The organism is Acidovorax sp. K2F (assembly GCF_025246485.1).
Lineage (GTDB): Bacteria > Pseudomonadota > Gammaproteobacteria > Burkholderiales > Burkholderiaceae_C > Acidovorax > Acidovorax delafieldii.
In genome coordinates this window covers 251,826-272,513 of the sequence record NZ_JAOBSQ010000051.1, presented here as the reverse complement: position 1 = coordinate 272,513, position 20,688 = coordinate 251,826, and the positions used below count along the sequence as shown (strand labels likewise).

General features: G+C 65.6%; 16 protein-coding genes and 1 tRNA gene. 5 read left to right on the top strand and 12 right to left on the bottom strand.

Annotated elements, in window-relative coordinates:
- Positions 1-94 precede the first annotated feature (94 nt).
- The 12 genes from mdoH to N4G42_RS20035 all read right to left on the bottom strand — a co-directional run bounded on the left by mdoH (position 95) and on the right by N4G42_RS20035 (position 14,299).
- The gene (gene mdoH, locus N4G42_RS20090) at positions 95-2,182 is read right to left on the bottom strand and encodes a glucans biosynthesis glucosyltransferase MdoH (RefSeq protein WP_260668442.1); all 2,088 of its coding nucleotides are present in this window, start codon (positions 2,180-2,182) and stop codon (positions 95-97) included.
- Positions 2,155-3,726 carry a glucan biosynthesis protein G gene (locus N4G42_RS20085; RefSeq protein ID WP_260668441.1) on the bottom strand — a complete coding sequence of 524 codons (1,572 nt, stop codon included), beginning with the start codon at positions 3,724-3,726 and terminating at the stop codon, positions 2,155-2,157. Before N4G42_RS20085 ends, mdoH begins: the two co-directional genes overlap by 28 nt.
- Positions 3,727-3,908: 182 nt before the next feature.
- Complete coding sequence (locus N4G42_RS20080) at positions 3,909-5,321, bottom strand: sigma 54-interacting transcriptional regulator (protein WP_056066305.1); 1,413 nt, start codon at positions 5,319-5,321, stop codon at positions 3,909-3,911.
- Positions 5,322-5,335: 14 nt separating this feature from the next.
- A complete protein-coding gene (locus N4G42_RS20075) occupies positions 5,336-6,007 on the bottom strand; it encodes a hypothetical protein (protein WP_260668440.1) in 672 nt (223 codons plus the stop codon).
- Positions 5,997-7,460, bottom strand: a complete 1,464-nt coding sequence (locus N4G42_RS20070) for a sensor histidine kinase (RefSeq protein ID WP_260668439.1) — start codon at positions 7,458-7,460, stop codon at positions 5,997-5,999. Before N4G42_RS20070 ends, N4G42_RS20075 begins: the two co-directional genes overlap by 11 nt.
- A 43-nt stretch (positions 7,461-7,503) precedes the next feature.
- On the bottom strand, positions 7,504-8,850 hold the full coding sequence (miaB, locus tag N4G42_RS20065; RefSeq protein WP_056066299.1) for a tRNA (N6-isopentenyl adenosine(37)-C2)-methylthiotransferase MiaB: 1,347 nt from the start codon (positions 8,848-8,850) through the stop codon (positions 7,504-7,506).
- A 101-nt stretch (positions 8,851-8,951) separates the two neighbouring features.
- The gene (locus tag N4G42_RS20060; RefSeq protein ID WP_056066296.1) at positions 8,952-9,407 is read right to left on the bottom strand and encodes a hypothetical protein; all 456 of its coding nucleotides are present in this window, start codon (positions 9,405-9,407) and stop codon (positions 8,952-8,954) included.
- A 168-nt stretch (positions 9,408-9,575) separates the two neighbouring features.
- Positions 9,576-9,652 (bottom strand) — tRNA-Met (locus N4G42_RS20055).
- Positions 9,653-9,677: 25 nt separating this feature from the next.
- A complete protein-coding gene (locus N4G42_RS20050; protein ID WP_108499685.1) occupies positions 9,678-10,457 on the bottom strand; it encodes an enoyl-CoA hydratase in 780 nt (259 codons plus the stop codon).
- A 73-nt stretch (positions 10,458-10,530) separates the two neighbouring features.
- Positions 10,531-12,342, bottom strand: a complete 1,812-nt coding sequence (locus N4G42_RS20045) for a M61 family metallopeptidase (RefSeq protein ID WP_260668438.1) — start codon at positions 12,340-12,342, stop codon at positions 10,531-10,533.
- A gap of 56 nt (positions 12,343-12,398) precedes the next feature.
- Entirely contained in the window at positions 12,399-13,127 is a 729-nt protein-coding gene (locus N4G42_RS20040) for a DsbC family protein (RefSeq protein WP_099731998.1), read from the bottom strand.
- A 29-nt stretch (positions 13,128-13,156) separates the two neighbouring features.
- Positions 13,157-14,299, bottom strand: a complete 1,143-nt coding sequence (locus N4G42_RS20035) for an FAD-dependent monooxygenase (RefSeq protein ID WP_260668437.1) — start codon at positions 14,297-14,299, stop codon at positions 13,157-13,159.
- 92 nt (positions 14,300-14,391) lie between these two features.
- Between N4G42_RS20035 and N4G42_RS20030 the strand changes: the two genes are divergently transcribed.
- The 5 genes from N4G42_RS20030 (at position 14,392) to N4G42_RS20010 (ending at position 20,679) form a co-directional block, all read left to right on the top strand.
- Complete coding sequence (locus N4G42_RS20030; RefSeq protein WP_260668436.1) at positions 14,392-15,264, top strand: MOSC domain-containing protein; 873 nt, start codon at positions 14,392-14,394, stop codon at positions 15,262-15,264.
- 85 nt (positions 15,265-15,349) lie between these two features.
- Positions 15,350-16,444: a redox-regulated ATPase YchF gene (gene ychF / locus N4G42_RS20025; RefSeq protein WP_116747898.1), complete on the top strand. Its 1,095-nt coding sequence runs from the start codon at positions 15,350-15,352 to the stop codon at positions 16,442-16,444.
- 153 nt (positions 16,445-16,597) lie between these two features.
- A complete protein-coding gene (gene rarD / locus N4G42_RS20020; RefSeq protein ID WP_260668435.1) occupies positions 16,598-17,476 on the top strand; it encodes an EamA family transporter RarD in 879 nt (292 codons plus the stop codon).
- A 153-nt stretch (positions 17,477-17,629) separates the two neighbouring features.
- Positions 17,630-18,871 (top strand): sensor domain-containing diguanylate cyclase, encoded by a 1,242-nt coding sequence (locus N4G42_RS20015; RefSeq protein ID WP_260668434.1) that lies wholly within the window; start codon positions 17,630-17,632, stop codon positions 18,869-18,871.
- Positions 18,872-19,038: 167 nt separating this feature from the next.
- Positions 19,039-20,679 (top strand): AAA family ATPase, encoded by a 1,641-nt coding sequence (locus N4G42_RS20010; protein ID WP_260668433.1) that lies wholly within the window; start codon positions 19,039-19,041, stop codon positions 20,677-20,679.
- Positions 20,680-20,688 lie beyond the last annotated feature (9 nt).

Below are 20,688 nucleotides of genomic sequence, written 5' to 3'. Positions count from 1 at the left end.
ATGCCTAGAGCGCTATGAAAATATGAGTGAATAAAAAAGCCGACATGCGTCGGCTTTTTTTGTGGGTCGGTGGATGGTAGCTCTGCGCGGTGCCTCAGGCTGCCTGCAACGCCACGGGCCGTGCCAGCCGGCTGGCGTGCAACCAGGCACGGCGCAGTACTGGAGGGGACCACGACTCCTCGGGAATCAGCAGCAGTCGCTGCGCACGCAGCGCCCGGCCCAGTGCGATCTGGCTTGTCCACACCGCCAGCGGAATCGCCAGCGCCAGCGGCAGGCCCACGGGCATCAGCCACAACAGCGCGCTGCTGTCGATCAGCGCCACGCCCGCTGCCAGCAGGGCGATCACCGCGCTCATGGGAGCGAGCTGGCGCACGGCGTGGCGCCAGGGCACGGCATGGGCTTCGCGCGGGGGCGACTTCCACTCCAGCTTCAGACCGGTCAACGCGATCAGCACAAACAGCGAATGCGCCAGCATGCGCACCGGCGCCTGCAGGATGGCCATGACGCTCTCCAGCACGGCGCTCTTGAGCAGGCTGAAAGCGCCGCCGTACTGCTTTTGCTCGCGGCGCATGAACACTGCGGCCACGCCCAGGATGCGCGGCAAGAACAGCAGGCACAAGGTCCAGACCCACAGGGCGAGCAGCTCGGCGGGCAGGATGTGCCAGTCCGCTACCAGCTTGGCGCCCGATAGCCACAGCGCCGTGCCGAGAGTCATGAAGGCCAGCCACAGCGGCGCCGACAGATAGGCCATGGCACCGGTGACGAACATGGATCGGTGCACCGCGTGGATGCCGGGCTCGGCCATCAGGCGCGCGTTTTGCAGGTTACCCTGGCACCAGCGGCGGTCGCGCTGCAGCTCGGCCAGCAGGTCGGGCGGCTGTTGCTCATAGCTACCGATCAGGTCGCCCACCAGCCACACGTGGTAGCCCGCGCGGCGCATGAGGGCGGCTTCCACAAAGTCGTGCGACATGATGCCGCCAGCCAGGCCCCCCTTGCCGGGGATGGGCGCCAGCGCGCAGTGCTGCATGAACGGTGCCACGCGGATGATGGCGTTGTGGCCCCAGTAGTGCGATTCGCCCAGCTGCCAGTACTGCATGCCCAAAGTGAACAGGCGACCCGTGACGCGCGAGGCGAATTGCTGCGCGCGGGCGTGCAGCGTCACATGGCCGATGGCCTGCGTAGCGGTCTGGATGATGCCGGCCGTGGGGTTGGCTTCCATCAGCTTGGCCATGGAGACGATGCAGTCGCCGCTCATCACGCTGTCGGCGTCCAGCACCACCATGTAGCGGTAGTCCTTGCCCCAGCGGCGGCAGAAGTCGGCCACGTTGCCCGCCTTGCGATGGGTGCGGCGTGTGCGCAGGCGGTAGTACACCTGCACCTGGGGTTGCTGGCTGTGCTGCGCCAGGGCGCTGCGCAGCTCTTCCCAGGCGGCGCGCTCGGCGCGGGCAATGGCGGGGTCGTTGCTGTCGGAGAGCACAAACACATCGAACGTGGTGCCGTGGCCGGTGGCGGCCACCGACTCGCAGGTGGCGCGCAGTCCGGCAAACACGGTGGCCACGTCTTCGTTGCAGATCGGCATGATGATGGCGGTGCGGGCGTCGGGAGCCAGCGCGTGATCTGCCACGCTGCGTGCCGATAGCGCATGCCGGTCACCGCGCAGCATCACCCAAAAACCCATGAGCCCGGTCAAAAAGCCGGTCACCACCCAGGCGGACAGCAGCGCAAACAACGCAATCTGGCCGTAGCCCAGCCACGCGTTTTCATAGTCGGGCTGCACGCTGGCAAACAGGGTGCTGGCCAGTGCGGTGGCCAGCACGGTGAGCAGCGCAAACGTCCAGCGGCGGCGCTGCGCTGCGCCTTGCCAAGCGGCGGTGGATTCAGCGGGAGCTTGTGCCACCGTAGTCGATGCGGGTTGCGGAGACGTACGGCCCGTCAGGCGCAGCAGCACGGCGGTGCCTACGCTGTTCCAGAAGCCGCGCCAGGGCAGGGGCACCATGGAGCCGCGGTGCAGAGGCGGTGCCGTCACCGCATTGGGGTGGCGCTCTTCGCGCAACGTGCTGCGTCGGCTGGGGGTTGGCCGGGGGTAGGCCACACCGCGCCGCGCGACCACGGCCGGGCCTGTGGATGCGTGGGTGCCGTGGGGGTCATGAGGGCTTACTCGGGAAGACTGATGTGCGTCCATGTTTCACTCACAGCGTGGTTATCGTGTTGGAGAAAAGCGCGCAGCTCTACCGGCCGGTCGGCCTGCAGGCGCTGGATGCGAACGGTCATGCGCCACCCGCCGGTGGCGGGGTTGCGGTAGGCGATGCTTTCCAGCACCTTGCCGTTGGCATCGCTGGTCACTACAGCCTTCACAGTGGCTTCGGCAGGTAGGGCCTTGAGGGCAGGGCCCTCGAAATCGACCACGTACTGCACCTGCTGGCGCAGTTCCTGGGCCGACAACTTGGTGTAGCCCATGCCGCGGCGCGATTGGGTGGCCCAGGCGCTGGGTGGGCGCTGCTGCTCATCGCCCTGCCAGCTCAGTTCATAGGCAAATTCCAGCGGCTGGCCGGGGGCTGGCATCTGGGCGGGCACCCAATACGCGACGACGTTGTCGTGGGTTTCGTCCGGGGTGTTCAGCTGCACCAGCTCCACGCGGCCGGCCCCCCAGTCATGCAGCGGGCGCACCCAGGCGCTGGGGCGGCGTTCGTAGCGGGCTTCCACATCCTCGTAGCTGCTCCACTGGCGGTCGCGCTGCATCAGGCCAAAGCCCTTGGGATTCCTGGTGGCGAACGAGGTGACCAGCGTTTGCCGGGGGTTCTGCAGCGGGCGCCACAGCCATTCGCCCTCGCCCGTGGCCACCATGAGTCCGTCGGAGTCATGCACTTCGGGGCGGAAGTCTTCCTTGCGTGGCTGGTTCTCGCCGAAGAAGAACATGCTGGTCAGCGGCGCAACGCCCAGCGTGGCGATGGATGGGTTGCCGGAGGCGGCACGCACAAAAATGCGGCTGCGCACGGTGGTGGTGGTCTGCGCGCCGGGCTGGATGTCAAAGCGGTAGGCGCCCGTGGCGCGTGGCGAGTCGAGCAGTGCGTACACCGTGACCTGGGTGGACAGCGGATCGGGCCGCACCAGCCAGAACTCGGTGAAGCGGGGGAACTCCTCGCCCCGGCCGCCCACGGTGTCGATGGCCAGCCCGCGCGCCGACAGGCCGTACTGCTGGCCCTTGCCCAGAGCGCGGAAGTAGCTGGCGCCCTGAAAGACCACCAGCTCGTCCTTGTAGGCACTGGAGTTCAGGTGGTTGTGCAGCCGAAAGCCTGCAAAGCCCAGGTCGCCCCAGGCCTCGGGCCGCAGCTGGTTCTTGCCGTAGTCAAAGTCCGCGCGGCTGTAGGGGATGTGGCGCACGCCCTGGGGCGTCACTTCGTTGATCAGCACCGGCTCTTTCTGGTACAGCCCCAGATGGAAGAACATGGCCTCGTAGGGCAGCTTGTCGGCTCGCCACAGGGCGCGATCGGGGCGCCAGCGGATGTCGCGCACCTGGTCGTAGTTGAGCTGTGCGAGGTCGGCCGGGAGCTTGTTGCTCACTGGTCGGTAGGGTTGGCTGGCGCGGTCGCGGGCGAGGCGGGTCACGCTCTCGAAGTCAAAGCCCTGCGCGTGCGCGCCCCCGGCGAGCAGGGCGGTGGCCAGGGCTATTGCGGGCCCTGCGCGCCTGCCGATCTGGCGAAAAAAGGAGGGAAAAACTGCGTGCATGGCAGGCATAGGGCAAACCCTGTGCCAGCTGCGAAAAAGGCTTTGAAATCAATGGTTTGGAGAGGGCTCTGCGTGTAAGCAGTTGTGCAAGGGCCTGTAAGCGCCACTCGGCCCCCGCTTTTTGTCGCCGGATGGCGACAAGGGGTGGGTGCTTTGATCAAAACACCCTGTAAATCAATGACTTACTCGTGTCGCTCATCCACGACATCGTCCGCATCGCCTGCATCCTGCTTGAACTGTCCAGGCGTCAGCGCGTGCTTTTGCAGCAGGCGGTAGAACTCGGTGCGGTTGCGTTGCGCCAGCCGCGCAGCATCGGCCACATTGCCGTCGGTCATCTTGAGCAGGCCCACCAGGTACTCGCGTTCGAAACGCTGGCGGGCCTCGGCAAAGCTCAGCACCTGGGTGGACGGGGTGCGCAGCGCGCGCTGCACCAGTGTCAGCGGGACCAGGGGGGTGGTGGAAAGGGCGCACACCTGCTCAACCACGTTGTAGAGCTGGCGCACGTTGCCCGGCCAGGCGGCGGTGGTCAGTGCCTTGAGCGCCTCAGGCGCAAAGCCGGACAGGCGCTTGTCGTATTTGCGGGACAGGCGGTCCAGAAAGTGGTTGGCCAGCAGCGCAATGTCCTCGCGCCGCTCGGCCAGGGTGGGCAGCACCAGCGACACCACGTTCAGCCGGTAATACAGGTCCTCGCGGAACTGCGCGCTCGCCATGGCGGCCTCCAGGTCCCGGTGCGTGGCCGAGATGATGCGTACGTCGATGGGCGTGGCCTGGCTGGCACCCACGGGGCGCACGGCGCGCTCCTGCAGCACCCGCAGCAGCTTGACCTGCAGGGCCGGGGGCATGTCGCCAATCTCGTCCAGCAGCAGGGTGCCGCCATCCGCCGCCTGGAACAGCCCCTTGTGGTTGCTCACCGCATCGGTGAAGGCGCCCTTGACGTGGCCGAACAGCTCGGACTCCAGCAACGCCTCGGGGATGGCGCCACAGTTGACGGCCACAAACGGGCGGGCCGCACGCGGGCTCGCGCGGTGGATGGCACGCGCCAGCAGTTCTTTGCCCGAGCCGCTGTCGCCGCGCAGCAGCACGCTGGCGTCGGACTGAGCGACCATGTACGCCTCGGACAACAGGTCTGTCATGCGGTGCGACCGGCTCACGATCTCGGCCCGCCAGTCCTCGTCGGCATGCGGCTGCGCAACGGCAGGGGCGCTGAGCGCCAGCGCCTGCGCAATCTTCTCCAGCAGCTCCTTGCCGTCGTAGGGCTTGGTGAGGTAGGTAAACACCCCGCGCGACGTGGCCTCCACCGCATCGGGAATGGTGCCGTGTGCGGTCAGCAGGATCACGGGCAGTGAGGGGTGGCGGGCGCGCACTTCGTCAAACAGGGCCAGGCCGTCGCGCCCCGGCAGGCGCACATCGCTGAGCACGAGCTGCGGGCGGGCAATGTCCAGCTGCGCCAGGGCCGCTTCGGCCGAGCCCACGGCCACCACGTCGTGCCCGGCGGCTTTCAGGCGCAGCGACAGCAGCCGCAGCATGTCGGCGTCGTCGTCCACCACCAGGATGCGGGCGGGTGGGGCGGCGCGGGTGGGGGCGGAAGACGGCATGGCGGGTAGGTCGGTCAGGGGGCGGGCCGTGGCGCCGCGCCATTGCTCGCTGCAGGCGCGGCGGGGGCGGAGGGTGACGGTGCTGGGCGCGTGCTCAGGCTGCGCTCGATGGCGCGCACGGCCTCCAGGCGTTCGCTGAGCTGGTCATTGCGGCGTTGGCTGTCGCGCAGCTGCTGGGCCTGGCGGTCGAGCTGGTCCTCCAGCCGGCGTTGTTGCAGCAGCCGGGCCTCCAGCAGCCGGGCCAGCGGGTGCAAGGGTTGCGCTGCGGCGCCGGTGTTGCCCAGCACGCGCTGCACCAGGCCCAGCGCACGGGCGGTGTCCACGGCCTGGCGCGTTTGTGCCAGGGCCGTGGCCAATAGCAACGGCGTGTCGGCCGTGGCGTCCTCCGCTTCGCTCAGCCGGGCAATTTCCCTGGCGAGTTCGGCCGGGGGCAGCTTGAGCACACGGTCTGTCTGGGCCAGGAGCAGGGCAACGGGGGCGTTGTTATCGGTCTCCGTACCGCGTGCTTCGGTGGCGCCGACTTCGATCGCCGGGGCTACAGGCACGGCAATGATCATGGCCACCGGAGGTGGCTTGGAGGGGGCAGGTGGGGGCGCGGTGGTGGCGCAGCCTGCCAGCACGGCGCCCAGGGCAAGCACCGGCCATCGCAGCGCGTGGGAGGACAGGGGGGGAGTGCTAGGCGGCATGGGGAAGTTCGATGCGAAAGAAGGAGTGTGCGCCTTCGTCCACCAGGCGCACGCTGCCGCCATGGGCCTGCACATATTCCTGCACGATGGACAACCCGATGCCGGTGCCGCGCACGGCATCGTCCGGTTGGCGAACACCCCGGTAAAAGGGTTCAAACACGCGGTCGCGGTCCACCCGGTCCACGCCGGGGCCCTGGTCAAAGACGTCCAGACGCACATGACCGGGAGGTTGCGAGAGCACCAGCCGCACCGTGCCCTGGGGAGGTGAAAAGCGGATGGCGTTGGACAGCAGATTACTGACGGCGGAGGTGATCTTGTCGGCATCCACCAGCATGCGCACGGGCGGCCCCTCTACCCGCACGGTCAGGCCCTTGGCCTGCCACTGCAGCCGCTGTGTCTCGACCTGGGCCTCCAGCAGGGCCAGCAGATCGGTGTCGCGCCGCTGCAGTTGCCGTGCCTCGAAGGCGGCGGCGTTGAAGCGCAGCAGGGCCTCGATCTCACCTTGCAGCTGCAGCGTGTTGTGGTGCAGGATTTGCGCGACCTCGCGCTGGCCTGCGGTGAGCTCGCCCGTCACGCCATCCTGCAGCAGTGCCACGCCTTCGCGCAGCGCGGCCAGCGGCGTCTTGAGTTCGTGGGACACGTGGCGCAGGAAGCGTGCCTTGTCGGCATCCAGCTCCAGCAGGCGCAGCCGCAGCCACTCCAGTTGCTGCCCCAGCCGGCGCACGTCGTCCGGGCCGGAGATCTGCACCGGCTCGTCCAGCTGGTTTTCGCCCAGCTGACGGATCGCACCCTCCAGCCGCTTGAACGGCCGCGCCAGCCAGATGCCCAGCGACAACGCCAGCACCAGCGCCAGCACAATCGCGCCCACCACCTGGTGCGTCACGCTGCGGCGGCTTTGCTCCACCTCGTCCTGCAGCGCGTTGTTGCGCTGGGTGTTGATGTCCTGCACCGTCTGCACCATGGTTCCGTGCAAGGTCTCCAGGGCCACAAACTCTTCGGCAACCAGGCGTTCGTTGTCCAGGGCGCGGTCCGGCGGCGCGTCCAGCAGGGCTTTGACGGCATCGAGGTGGGTGCGCCACGCCTGGGTCTGCGCAGCGGGCAAGCCTGCGGCCTGCAAATGGTCGAGCACGGTGAGGGCCTCGACGGCCATGTCGTCAAAGCTGCGGCGCAGGGGCGCATCCCGCAGCACCAGGGACTGCCGCGCCGCACGCTCCAGGGCCTGGCCGCGCTGGTTTAGGCCTTGCGCGGCTGTGGTCAGCGCAGTGGCCTCGGCCACGCCATGGCGGCTGAGCACCATGAGCTGCTCCAACGTGTGCAAGGCCCTCAGTGAGCTGACTCCCAGCAAGCCTGCAATCAGCACGAATGCCAGCAGCAACAGTTGCTGGAAAGAGAGGCCATGCAGCAGGCCTTCGGCGGGTGGCGGTGCCGTGGGTGGGGGGCTCTGGGTGGGCATTGCAGCCAGGTGGGTCGGCGTGCGCGGCGTCTGTGCCTGCGCGTCAGCCGGCCAGTGCGGCGGTTTCGTGCGTCAGCACCTCGCCGCGCAAGGTATAGGCCTTGGCTTCGGTGATGGTCACATCCACCATCTGACCCACCAGGCGGGGCTGGCCTACAAAGTTGACCACGCGGTTGCATTCGGTGCGGCCCATCAACTCGGTGGCGTCGCGCTTGGAGGCGCCTTCCACCAGGATGCGCTGCACCGTACCCACGCGGCTCTCGCTGATGGACTTGATGTTGGCGTTGATGACGCCCTGCAGGTGCTGCAGGCGGCGCAGCTTCACGTCGTGCGGCGTGTCGTCATGCAGGCCTGCGGCAGGCGTGCCGGGGCGGGGGCTGAAGATGAAACTGAAGCTGTTGTCGAAGTGGATGTCGTCAATCAGCTTCATCATCTTGTTGAAGTCGTCTTCGGTCTCACCGGGGAAGCCCACGATGAAGTCGCTGCTCATGGCCAGGTCGGGGCGGATGGCGCGCAGCTTGCGCACCGTGCTCTTGTATTCCATGGCGGTGTAGCCGCGCTTCATGGCCATCAGGATGCGGTCGCTGCCGTGCTGCACGGGCAGGTGAAGATGGCTGGCCAGCTTGGGCAGCTTGGCGTAAGCCTCGATCAAGCGAGGCGTGAACTCGTTGGGGTGGCTGGTGGTGTAGCGGATGCGCTCGATGCCGGGGATGTCTGACACGTATTCGAGCAGCAGCGCAAAGTCGGCAATCTCTGCCGTGCCACCCATCTTGCCCAGGTACGCATTCACGTTCTGGCCCAGCAGGGTGATTTCCTTCACGCCCTGGTCGGCCAGGCCCGCCACTTCGACCAGCACGTCATCGAATGGGCGGCTCACCTCTTCGCCACGGGTGTAGGGCACCACGCAGTAGCTGCAGTATTTGCTGCAGCCTTCCATGATCGACACAAAGGCCGACGCGCCTTCCACCCGCGCGGGCGGCAGGTGGTCGAACTTCTCGATTTCGGGAAAGCTGATGTCCACCTGGGGCTTGTCCAGCCGCTCACGCTGGTTGAGCATCTCGGGCAGGCGGTGCAGGGTCTGGGGGCCGAACACCACGTCCACGTAGGGCGCGCGCTTGATGATCTCGGCGCCCTCCTGGCTGGCCACGCACCCGCCCACGCCGATCTTCACGCCGCGCGCCTTCAGGTGCTTGATGCGGCCCAGGTCGCTGAAAACCTTTTCTTGCGCCTTCTCACGCACCGAGCAGGTGTTGAAGAGGATGAGGTCGGCTTCGTCCACGTTCTGCGTGGGCTCGTAGCCTTGGGCGGCGTTCAGCACGTCGGCCATCTTGTCCGAGTCGTACTCGTTCATCTGGCAGCCGAAGGTTTTGATAAAGACTTTTTTGGCCATGGCAATTTCGCAAGAGAGCAAGCAAACACCGCACCCGGCATGGTGCGGAGACTGTGAATGTCACAACGGCGCGGTGGCTGTGCGGCCGCACCGGAAAGGAGTTACTTCAGAGCGGCGCCCGAGCCGGTCGTGATGTTGGTGACGATGGCGTCGCTGCCCTTGCGGGGCTGTGCGGCCTCGCTTTCGGTCAGGATCCATGCGGAATGCAGCATGCCGGTGCTGTTCTCCAGCACGTAGTTGACCTTGAAGGTCTGGCCCAGCACCGTGTGTGCCATGACCAAGGTGTTCTGGGGGCTGAACAGCCGCATGCCGGGGGCCATGCGGATGGTCTTGCCATTGAGTGTGGCTTCGGATGCGGTGTTGATGCTCAGCGTGCCCCGCAGTGCGGCTTCGGGGAACGGGCGTGAGAGGCCCAGGCCTGGCTGGACTTGAGCCGAGGCCGGCGCCACGGCGCAGAGGGCCGCACAGGTCACCACGGCCATCCATGCGGCATGGAAAAAGCGGGGCCCCCGCTGGGCGGGGTAGCGGCTGGAAGAGGGTGTGGTGCAGCGGTTCATGGTTTACATCCAGGGGCTGAAGGCACAATTTTAGAAGGGGTTGCCAGCGTGGCATATCCCTCTGACAAGTCAAGCGGCTCTGTGCTTCGATGGGCACAGGAACAGGTTCTGAGGCTCGCCTGAAAGAAAAAACCCACAGTGGGTTGCCGCACTGTGGGTTTTTGTATTTGGTGGTCGTAGGTGGACTTGAACCACCGACATCAGCATTATGAATGCTGCGCTCTAACCAACTGAGCTATACGACCGGAAACCAGAATTATAGAACAAAAATTATTGGTGTGTGAAGTTAGCGGCGCGTTTGTTCATGAACGCGTCCATGCCTTCTTTTTGGTCCTGCGTCGCAAACAGCGCGTGGAACAGGCGGCGCTCAAACATCACGCCATCGGCGAGCGTGCCCTCGAAGGCGCGGTTGACCGATTCCTTGGCTGCCATGACGGCGATCTGCGAGAAGCCGGCAATCATGATGGCGGCGCCCAGCGCTTCGTCCATGAGCTTGTCGTAAGCCACCACTCGACTGACCAGTCCGGCGCGCTCGGCTTCGGTCGCGTCCATCATGCGGCCTGTCAACGCCATGTCCATGGCCTTGGACTTGCCCACGGCGCGGGGCAGGCGCTGCGTGCCACCGGCACCAGGGATCACGCCCAGCTTGATCTCGGGCTGACCGAACTTGGCATTGTCGGCGGCGATGATGAAGTCGCACATCATGGCCAGTTCGCAGCCGCCGCCCAATGCAAAGCCGCTGACGGCGGCGATGACGGGCTTGCGAATGGAGCGGATGGTCTCCCAGTTGCGGGTGATGTAGTCGCCCTTGTAGGTGTCAGCGAAGCTGTATTTGGCCATGGCGCCAATGTCCGCGCCCGCCGCAAAAGCCTTCTCGCTGCCGGTGACGATCATGCAGCCGATTTTCTCGTCAGCGTCGAACGCCTTGAGGGCAGCGCCCAGTTCATTCATGAGTTGGTCGTTCAGCGCGTTAAGCTGTTTGGGCCGGTTGAGGGTGATGATGCCGACCTTGTCCGCTTCAACGCGCACCTCGATGGTTTCGTAAGCCATGAAATCTCCTGGGGGTTATGGTTGGTTATGAAAGCTGCAGCAATATACCCAAGGCAGTAGGGCTTTGCTGCCGTCAGGCCAGCCAGCGTTCCACTGCAGCGGCGTCTGTCACCGTCAGGCTGATGGTGTCTGGCGCCATGGCTGTGGCGGTCGCGTTGCGCCGGCCCTTGGCAGGGGCTCCAGCTGCCTGGAGCGGTGGTATCTCCAAGGATAGGCGCAGGAGTCGCCCGTCGCGGGCCACCAGTGCCTGCAGGGCGGTGTGGGTGCCCGCGTAGAAAGTGACGTCGTCGAGCTTGCTGATGCGCCAGCCCTGGCCCTGCACTTCCACGCCCAGCCACTCGTCGCCTGCAGACATTCCTGCCTTCTCTGCGGCTCCGCCACGCAGCACGGTCTTGATCTGCACACTGTGGTTCTCGGCCACACGCAGGCCCAGGCGCTGGGCCAGCTGCGGCCGGTCGGCCTTGAGCGCCACGCCGTGGGCGGCCAGCAGCTCCTCCAGGGGTAGATCGGCTGTGCTGTGCACCCAATGGGCCAGTTCCTTGTCGAATGGGCGGCCGACCAGGTCGTGGAGCACGGCGCGCAGATCCGCTTCGGTCATCGGGCCGCCCGCGCAGCGCACCCACAGTGCGCGCATCACATCGTCCAGCGTGGCTTTGCCCTCGCGCCGCAGGGCCAGGTCAAGGCACAGGGCCACCAGAGAGCCCTTGGTGTAGTAGCTGACGGTGGTGTTGGGTGTGTTCTCGTCCTGTCGGTAGTACTTCACCCACGCGTCAAAACTGGCCTGGGCCACGGTTTGTACCGACCGGCCGGGAGTTTGCAGCACCTGGTTGATGGTTTTGGTGATGAGCTTGAGGTAGGTTGCGTCGTCCAGCAGCCCGGCGCGGCGCAGCAGCAGGTCGTCGTAGTAGCTCGTGAAGCCCTCGAAGAACCACAGCAGCTCGGTGTAGTTCTCTTGCGTATAGTCGTAGCGGGTGAACTCGGCAGGCCGCAGGCGCTTGACGTTCCAGGTGTGAAAGTATTCGTGGCTGATGAGGCCCAGCAGCGTGGTGTAGCCCTCACTGGCTCGCACATCGCCCTGGCGGGGCAGATCGCGCCGCCCGCAGATCAGCGCCGTGGAGTTGCGGTGTTCCAGTCCCCCATAGCCATCGCCTACGGCGTTGAGCATGAAGACGTAGCTTTTGAACGGCGCCTTGCCTTCGCGGTGCCAGAAACGGATGGCGGTTTCACAAATTTTCTGCGTGTCGGCCAGCAGGCGCTTGCCATCGAACGACGGAGCCGCACCTGCCACCACAAACTGGTGGGCAATGCCGCAGGCCTTGAAGCGCCCCACCCAGAAGTTGCCCAATTCCACCGGGCAATCGACCAGTTCATCGTAGTCGGCCGCCGCGTACAGACCAAACCCTTGTTTGTCGGCATCCAGGGGCCGTAGACCGGTGGCAGCAGCCCAGGTCGCCGTGGCCGCCGTGCGTGCCAGTTCCAGTGTGTGGGGCTGTTTCTCCTGGTCATGCACGCGCAGGCACAGACTGGTGCCGTTGAAAAAGCCGCGCGAGGTGTCTAGCCAGGCGGTGCGCACGGAGCTGTCGTAGGCGCACACCTGATAGGTCAGCACCAGAGGCTTGCGCTCCGTGCATTGCACTTGCCAGCGGTGCTTGTCCAGCTGGGCCGGTTGCAAAGCGCGTTGGCCTTGCCGAGCCATTAGAACCTGCAGATTCTTGGAGAACTCCCGCACCAGGTAGCTGCCTGGAATCCAGACCGGCAGAGACAGCTCTTGCGATGCCGCTGGCCGCTGCACCGTCAGCGTCACGGTGAACAGATGCGCATTCAGGTCTGTGGGTTCGACGCGGTAGTGAATGTCTGCGACGGAGGCTGAGCGGGAGAGGGGCATGGCATGTGCCGCGCAAGGGCCGCGCGGAGTCGTCGGTCAGTGGCTTTCAGCGGCTATCAATTGGCGGAGGGCGTTTCGCTGGCGGCTTCGGCCAGACGCTTTTCGACCTCCTGGGCGCCGATCGCACCTGGCACACGCGTGCCGTTGGCAAAAATCAAGGTGGGGGTGCCGGTGATCTTGTACTTCTTGCCAAAGGCCAGGTTGCGCTGCAGCGCGCTGGTGTCACAGCTAGCCGCCGGTGCGGGCTTGTCCCGCACCATCTGGTCTTGCCACGCCGTGGCCTGGTCCTTGGAACACCAGATGTTGCGCGACTTTTCGGCCGAATCCGGGCTCAGGATGGGGTACAGGAACAGGTACACCGTCACGTTGTTGATCTGCTGCAAGTCGCGCTCAAAGCGCTTGCAGTAGCCGCAGTTGGGGTCCTCGAACACGGCCACCTTGCGCTTGCCGTCGCCGCGCACAATGGTTACGGCATCTTTGAGAGGCAGGGCCGAGAAGCTGACGGCTGTCAGCTTGCTGATGCGGTCTTCGGTCAGATTGCGGCGCGCCTTGGAGTCGATGAGTTCACCCTGGATCACATAGTCGCCCTTGGCGTCGGTGTAGAACAGGTCGGTGCCAATGCGCACTTCGTACAAGCCCTTCATGGGTGTGGGGCGCACTTCGTCGATCTTGTCCATTTGAGGAATGCGCCCGGCCAATGCCTTGCGGATGACGTCCTCTTGCGCCGTGGCGCTCAGGCTCAGAGTGGCTGCCGCGACGGTCAGCAAAGCAGTGGTCAATTTCATCATGTTCCCGTTCAATCAAACTCGCGCGTTCAGCGCATCCCCATGGCCTGGCGGGCCACAAAATCCTTCAGCAGGCCGCTGTGTTCAAAGCCCTTCATGCCCCAGTTGCGCAGCGCTTGCCAGGGCGCCTCTGGGCGTGCAAACAGTTGCTGCAACCCGTCGGTGGCCAGGCCCATCGCTATCAGAGCCGCTTTTCGCTGGCGTTCGTAGCGCCGCAGCAGCCGCAGGTCTGCGACGCTGCGCCAGTAGTCGCGGGTGCGCAGCACATCGGCCAAGGCTGCCACATCGGCCAAGCCCAGGTTCAGCCCTTGCCCTGCCAGCGGATGCACGTTGTGCGCCGCGTCGCCTGCCAGCGCCCAGCTGCGCGCAGCTGGGCCATTGGTCGCATTGGTCGATGCAGCACCGCACCAGCGGTCTGCCTTGGCCAGCTGCAGCGGCCAAGTGGCACGCTCGGCAATGAGCGCAATGCTGCCGAGCGCCTGCTGGCTCGCCGTCTGCAATTCCTGCGCAAAGGCGTCGGCCGGCAACGCCATCAGCGCGGAAACCCGCTCCTCAGGGACGGACCACACCACGGCCACAGAGTTCCCCTGGGCTCCCTCCAGCGGCAAAAAAGCCAGGATGCCTTGTGGCAAAAACCACTGGCGTGCGACCTGTGCATGCGGATGTTCGCAGCGCACCCGTGTGGCAATGGCGTGCTGGGCATAGGGCGTCACGTCAAAGTGCACGCCAAACTCGGACCGGGTGGTGCTGGCGCGTCCTTCGCACACGACGGTCAGGGGCGCAGCCACTGGGATATCCACCACCTCTACCAATGGCTGAAACCGCACAGCCTGTGCCAGTCGCTCTTCCAGGGCCGGCACATCCACGATCCAGGCGAGGGCTTCTACCCCCTGGGGGGTGGCATCGAAATGCACGCAGCCATCCTGATCGCCCTGCACCTGCATGTGCTTGACGGCGGTAGCGTGTTCGGCGTCGGGCCAGCTGCGCAGCGATTCGAGCAGGCTACGGGACGCTGCATTCAGGGCATAGGCCCGTACATCAGTGGCCGCCGCGCTGCGTGGAGCCGGGGCTGGTACCAGGGCCACCCTCAGTCGTTCCCGTGCCAGCAACAAGGCCAGGGTTCGGCCCACGATGCCGGTGCCACGAATACAGATATCAAAGGTTGGGGCCATGACAGGCATTGTAGGAGGGGTCTTACCCCCTGTAATGACAGGGCAGAATTGCGGTCTGGCCTTTCTGGCACCCTTCTTCAGGAGCACTTGGCGTGAGCTTCCCTTCCGAGTCTGATCTGTCCGGCACCATTGCGCGGCTGTTTGTGTATCCCGTCAAATCCTGTGCGGGCATCGAGGTGCAGCAGGCGCTGCTTACCGAGACCGGGCTGGATCTGGACCGCGCCTGGATGGTGGTGGACGCACAGGGCATGTTCCTCACCCAGCGCGGCCTGCCCCGCATGGCGCTGATCCGGCCCCAGCTCAAGAGTGACGAAATGGTGCTGCGGGCTCCGGGCATGCTGGCATTGCATGTGGCGATCGATGCGGTGGAAGCTCCGGCCACGGTGACCGTCTGGCGCGACACGGTGCCTGCGTGGGACATGGGCCCTGTGGCGGCCCAGTGGTTCAGCGACTTTCTGGGGCAGCCCTGCCGCCTGGTGCGGTTTGACCCGGAACATCGGCGGCTGTCCAGCCTGGAGTGGACGGATGGCATGGAAGCTCCCAACCAGTTTGCTGACGGGTTTCCGCTGCTGGTGACCAGTGAGGCATCCCTGAAGGATCTCAACGCACGGCTCACGGCCGGCGGCCACGGCGCGGTGGGCATGGAGCGGTTCCGGCCCAACGTGGTGTTGGCGGGGGTGGATGCCCACGACGAGGACCGCGTGGATCTGATCCATGTGGAGGGTAATGGCACCGCCGACGTCCACATGCAACCGGTGAAGCCCTGCGCGCGATGCCCCATCCCCGACATCGACCCGGCCACGGCCGAGAGCCATCCGTCGGTGGGCGACACCCTGCGCACCTACCGCCAGGATAAGCGGCTGGACGGCGCCATCACGTTCGGCATGAACGCCATCGTGCGAAGCGGCGCAGGGCAGTGGCTGCGTGTGGGGCAACGCATTGCTGCCGATTTCCGGTTTGAATGACCGTCTGATTTGGGCCATCAGCACTGGGCACTGGGCGCGCCCGTAAAATCGGCGGTTTGTCTCCAGAACACCAGAAAGCCCTGCCATGAGCCTCCAATGCGGCATCGTGGGCCTGCCCAACGTCGGCAAGTCCACCCTTTTCAACGCGCTGACCAAGGCTGGTATTGCCGCCGAGAACTATCCCTTCTGCACCATCGAGCCCAACGTGGGCGTGGTGGAGGTGCCTGACCCCCGCCTCCAGCAGCTGGCCCAGATCATCTCGCCCGAGCGCATCGTTCCCGCCATCGTTGAGTTTGTGGACATTGCCGGCCTGGTGGCTGGCGCCAGCCAGGGTGAAGGCCTGGGCAACCAGTTCCTGGCCCACATCCGTGAAACCGACGCCATCGTGAACGTCGTGCGCTGCTTTGAAGACGACAACGTGATCCACGTGGCGGGCCGCGTGGACCCGATCTCCGACATCGAGGTGATCCAGACCGAGCTGTGCCTGGCTGACCTGGGCACGGTCGAGAAAGCCCTGAACCGATACACCAAGGCTGCCAAGTCGGGCAACGACAAGGATGCCGCCAAGCTGGTGGCGCTGCTCACCCGCATCCAGGCCGCACTCAACGAAGGCAAGCCTGCCCGCTCGGTCGAAATCACCAAGGAAGAGCAGCCGCTGCTCAAGTCCCTGTGCCTGATCACGGCCAAGCCCGCGATGTTCGTGGGCAACGTGAGTGAAGACGGCTTCGAGAACAACCCGTTCCTGGACCGCCTCAAGGACTATGCTGCCAGCCAGAATGCGCCCGTGGTTGCCATCTGCGCCAAGATGGAGGCCGAGATGGCCGAGATGAGCGACGAAGACCGCGACATGTTCCTGGCCGAAATGGGGCAGACAGAACCAGGCCTGGCGCGCCTGATCCGTGGCGCCTTCAAGCTGCTGGGCCTGCAGACCTACTTCACCGCTGGCGTGAAGGAGGTGCGCGCCTGGACCATCCACATTGGCGACACCGCGCCCCAGGCTGCTGGTGTGATCCACGGCGACTTCGAGCGCGGCTTCATCCGTGCGCAGACGATCGCCTTCGAGGACTTCATTGCCTACAAGGGCGAGCAGGGCGCCAAGGATGCCGGCAAGATGCGTGCCGAAGGCAAGGAGTACGTGGTCAAGGATGGTGACGTGCTGAACTTCCTGTTCAACGTCTGACCCTGCTGCAGGCTCCTCGGGGCCTGCGTGCGCTGTGTTGCCCGTCATCCCTGTCTGCCCCCGGGCGGGCAGGGATTTTTTCTGGCGCCTTCCCGCTCCAGAGCAACCCGGGTAAGGCCATGCCTTTGTTCACTCTTTGATGGTTTTTCACGCATGAATACAGGAATCCTCTACGCTGCCCTGGCCTATGTCGCCTGGGGGCTGTTCCCGCTGTACTTCAAGCAGGTGGCCGATGTGCCCTCGCTGGAGGTGGTGATGCACCGCACGCTGTGGTCGCTGGCCGTGGTGCTGGGGCTGCTGGCCGTGCGCAGGCAATGGGCGTGGATGGCGTCTGTGGTGCGCCAGCCGCGGGTGCTCGGCGCATTTGCATTGTCGGCCGTGCTGTTGTCGGGCAACTGGCTGACCTACGTGTGGGCGGTGCAGAACCATCATGTGGTCGATGCCAGTCTGGGGTATTTCATCTTGCCACTGGTGAATGTGGCGCTGGGCTTCGTGTTCCTGCGCGAGCGCCCCCGGCCCGGGCAGTGGCTGGCCGTGGCGGTGGCTGCGGCCGGTGTGCTGTGGCTGGCCGTGCAGGCAGGGCGCCTGCCCTGGATCGCGCTGGTGCTGGCACTGACCTTTGGCTTCTATGGCCTGCTGCGCAAGGTAGCGGTGCTGGGCGCGCTGGAGGGGCTTACCTTGGAGACCCTGATGCTGGCGCCGGTGGCGGCCGTGGTGCTGGCCTGGTGGAGCTGGCAAGGACAGGGCGCTCTGGTGCAGGGCGATGCGTCTACTGTGGGTTGGTTGCTGTTGGCCGGGCCCATGACGGCCGTACCTCTGCTACTGTTTGCGGCGGGGGCGCGGGGCATTCCCATGTCCACGCTGGGCATCCTGCAATACATCTCGCCCAGCCTCCAGTTTGCGCTGGGGGTGTGGGTGTACCACGAGGCCTTTCAGCCCGCGCGGCTGGTGGGTTTTGTATTGATCTGGGCCGCGCTGCTGGTGTACAGCGTGGAGGGCTGGTGGACGCGTCAGCGGATGGCGGTGGCCTGAATCGCCGGGGGCGGTCCCTGTCGCCTGGGCTACTGGAAAACGCGCAGTCCGATTTTGTCAGCCACGCGTAAGATCCTGCGATTTGTCTGACGGGTGCTGCGCGTGTGTTGCTGCACCGCCCACCCACATATCCAGGCCAGAGCCCGCCACCACATGCTTTTTGGACGCAAAAATCTGTTTTCGGCGACGGATGCCTTCCCGTTGACCGATGCCGTGCTGGAGTTCGACGATTCGTCTTCAGTCGCCGTGCGACCTGGACGGCGCGCGCTGGATGGCTTTGGCCCCCGGGGAGAGCGCAGTGCGCAGTCCAAGTGGTGGGCTGTGGCGGGGCTCATTGGCCTGTACGCCCTGGCCCTGCTGGGGTTCTATGCGTTGGGCGTGGTGGGAGTCCAGGTGCTGTGGGTGCTGGCCGGTCTGACGGCGGCGGGCTTCGCGGTGTTTGGTGCCTTGTTTCGTTTGGGTCTGCACCACAAACTGCGGCTGCGCCATCTCAAGCTGGGCATCGTGGTGGCTTCCATCAGTGGCATGCTGGGCTTGTTCTACCTGGAGCCAGTCACGCAGATTCTGTTGGCCCCCTTCATGTTTGTGGCAGTGGCTTATGGCATCTTTACCGTACCTCGGCGCACGTTGCTGGTGCTGACGGCCGGGGTGTTGTGCGCTTATGCGGCAGTGGCAGCCGCGCACTACGCAGAGCAGGGCAACGACGCCCTGCTGCGGCTGGAGCTGATGCACCTGCTGGCGCTGGCTGTATCGGTACCTGCGTTCATCGTGCTCATGGGCCGCGTGCAGCGGCTGTACCGCAGCCTCTACCAGGCCAGCCGCAAGATCAAGAACATCCAGGAAGATGCGCAGCGCGACACTTTGCTGGGCTGTTTCAACCGCCGCTACATTCTCGCGGCGCTCGAAGAACAGAAGCAGCTGGCTGACGAAAGCGGGATTCCGCTGTGCCTGGCCGTGCTGGACATTGACCATTTCAAACGCATCAATGACGAGCTGGGTCACCTGGGGGGCGACGAGGTGTTGCGCACCTTTGCGCGCATTGCGCAGCAGGGCGTGCGCGGTGGCGACGTGTTTGGGCGCTACGGTGGCGAGGAGTTCTTGCTGATCTTCCCGGCGACTTCGTTGCTGCCCTCGCTCAACACCTGCGAACGCATTCGGGCCCAGGTCGAGTCGCACGCCTGGACGGGCCTGCTCAAAGGCCGCGTGACGGTGTCCATCGGTGTGACCCAGTATGTGCTGGGCGAGTCGGTGCTGGAGTTTTTCTCGCGGGCGGACACTGCCATGTACATGGCCAAGGAGGGTGGGCGCAACCAAGTGGTGGTCGAGGAGCCCATCGCCAAAGGCGACTCTCAGCTGTCGGACCTGTCGATCCCCAGCGGCCACGCTTTCTTCTAGTCTCTGGCCAGCGGCTGGCGCTGTGCCGGCTATCGTCTGTGCTGGTCGGGTTGACAAGCGGCTTGCGTTGCCCACACTGAGGGTCTGTTCCCACCTGCGCGTTGGGGGGCATCGCACCGTGCTGCGTCTGCGCGTGGGTGCCGAAGCCCAGGCCCCGCGTCCGTTCCATGTCCCCATCCGTTGACCTGTCGGCCGAATTCGCCACTGCCCAGCAGCGCGTGCGCATGCTGCAGCAGCAACCACAGGCTTTCCCGCATCCGGTAGACCCGATGGAGCCCGTGGAATGTATAGAAACCCATATCTCGTGGGTGCTGCTGGCCGGTGACTTTGCCTACAAGTTCAAAAAGCCACTGCAGCTGGATTTTCTGGACTTCAGCACGCGGGCGCTGCGGCATGCGGCCTGCGAGGAAGAGCTGCGCATCAACCGCCGGACGGCGCCGGGCCTTTACCTGGGCGTTGTCGGCTTGGTGAGCGATGCGGCAAAAGATGCTTCGGCCACGCTGCGGGTGGTGCCCTGGCAAGGCGCTCCACCAGGCGCCGAGCCCGCCGTGTGGATGCGGCGTTTTGACCAGGAGTCACTGTTCGCCACCGCATTGGACGCACATCGTGTGTCACCTGCGCAGATCGACCAGCTGGCGCGCCATGTGGCGCAGTTTCATGCCACGGCCGCCGTCGCCGCAGGCGCCACCACCTGGGGCACAGCAGCGGCGGTGCAAGCGCCGGTGGGTGACTGCCTGGCGGCTCTGCTCCCCTCCGTGGCAGGCGCACTGCCTGGTCAGGGGCCATTGCTGGCGCAGGTGACCAGCTGGTGCCAGCATGAGGGGCAAGCCCTGGCCCCCACGTTCGAGGCGCGCCGGGCAGCCGGTCGGGTGCGCGAGTGCCATGGCGATTTGCACCTGGCCAACATTGCGCTCATCGATGGCGAGGCCCAGCTGTTCGACGCCCTGGAGTTCAGCCCCGCCTTGCGCTGGATCGACTGCGTGGCTGACATCGCCTTTGTGGTGATGGACCTCGCGGCCCATGGTCGGGCGGATCTGGCCTGGCGGTTGTTGAACCGGTGGCTCGAACACACCGGGGACTATGCAGGCTTGGTGGTGTTGCGTTACTACGGCTGTTACCGTGCCCTGGTGCGGGCGCGGGTTGCAGCCCTGCGGATGGACCCCACCGGTGGCGGTAGTGGCAGCGGGCACGCTGCGCAAACCGTGGAGGGGTATCTGGAGCTGGCGGCGGGCTTTGCAGGACAACGGCCTGCACGCTGGCCCACGGCGTGCCCTGCCACCTTGTGGCTGGCCCATGGCTTTTCGGGCGCGGGCAAGAGCACCCATGCGCTGGCCTTGGCGTGCCAGCGTGGCATGGTGCGTGTGCGGGCCGATGTGGAGCGCAAGCGTCTGTTTGGCCTGGCGCCGGATGCTGCCAGCGACGGAATACCGGGCGGCATCTACGCCGCTGAGGCCACACTGCGCACGCACCAGCGGCTGGCGCAAGTGGCGCGCGAGGTGCTGGCGGCAGGCTACTGCGTGATTGTTGATGCCACCTTGCTGGACCGTGATGCCCGCGCACTTTTCCTGGAGCTGGCCGCTGCCGCGCAAGTGCCCTGCCACGTTCTGTCGTTCGAGGCCCCCCTTCCGGTGCTGCGCGAGCGTGTACGCCAGCGCGCGCTGGCTGGAGGCGGTGCGTCAGAGGCGGACGTGGCGGTGCTGGACGCCCAGTGGGCCCGCGCCCACCCCCTGCAGCCTCACGAAGAGGCCATCACGCTGCACGTGGACACCACAGTGCCCGTGGACTGGGACCGTCTGCTGCCACACTGACCCCGGTGG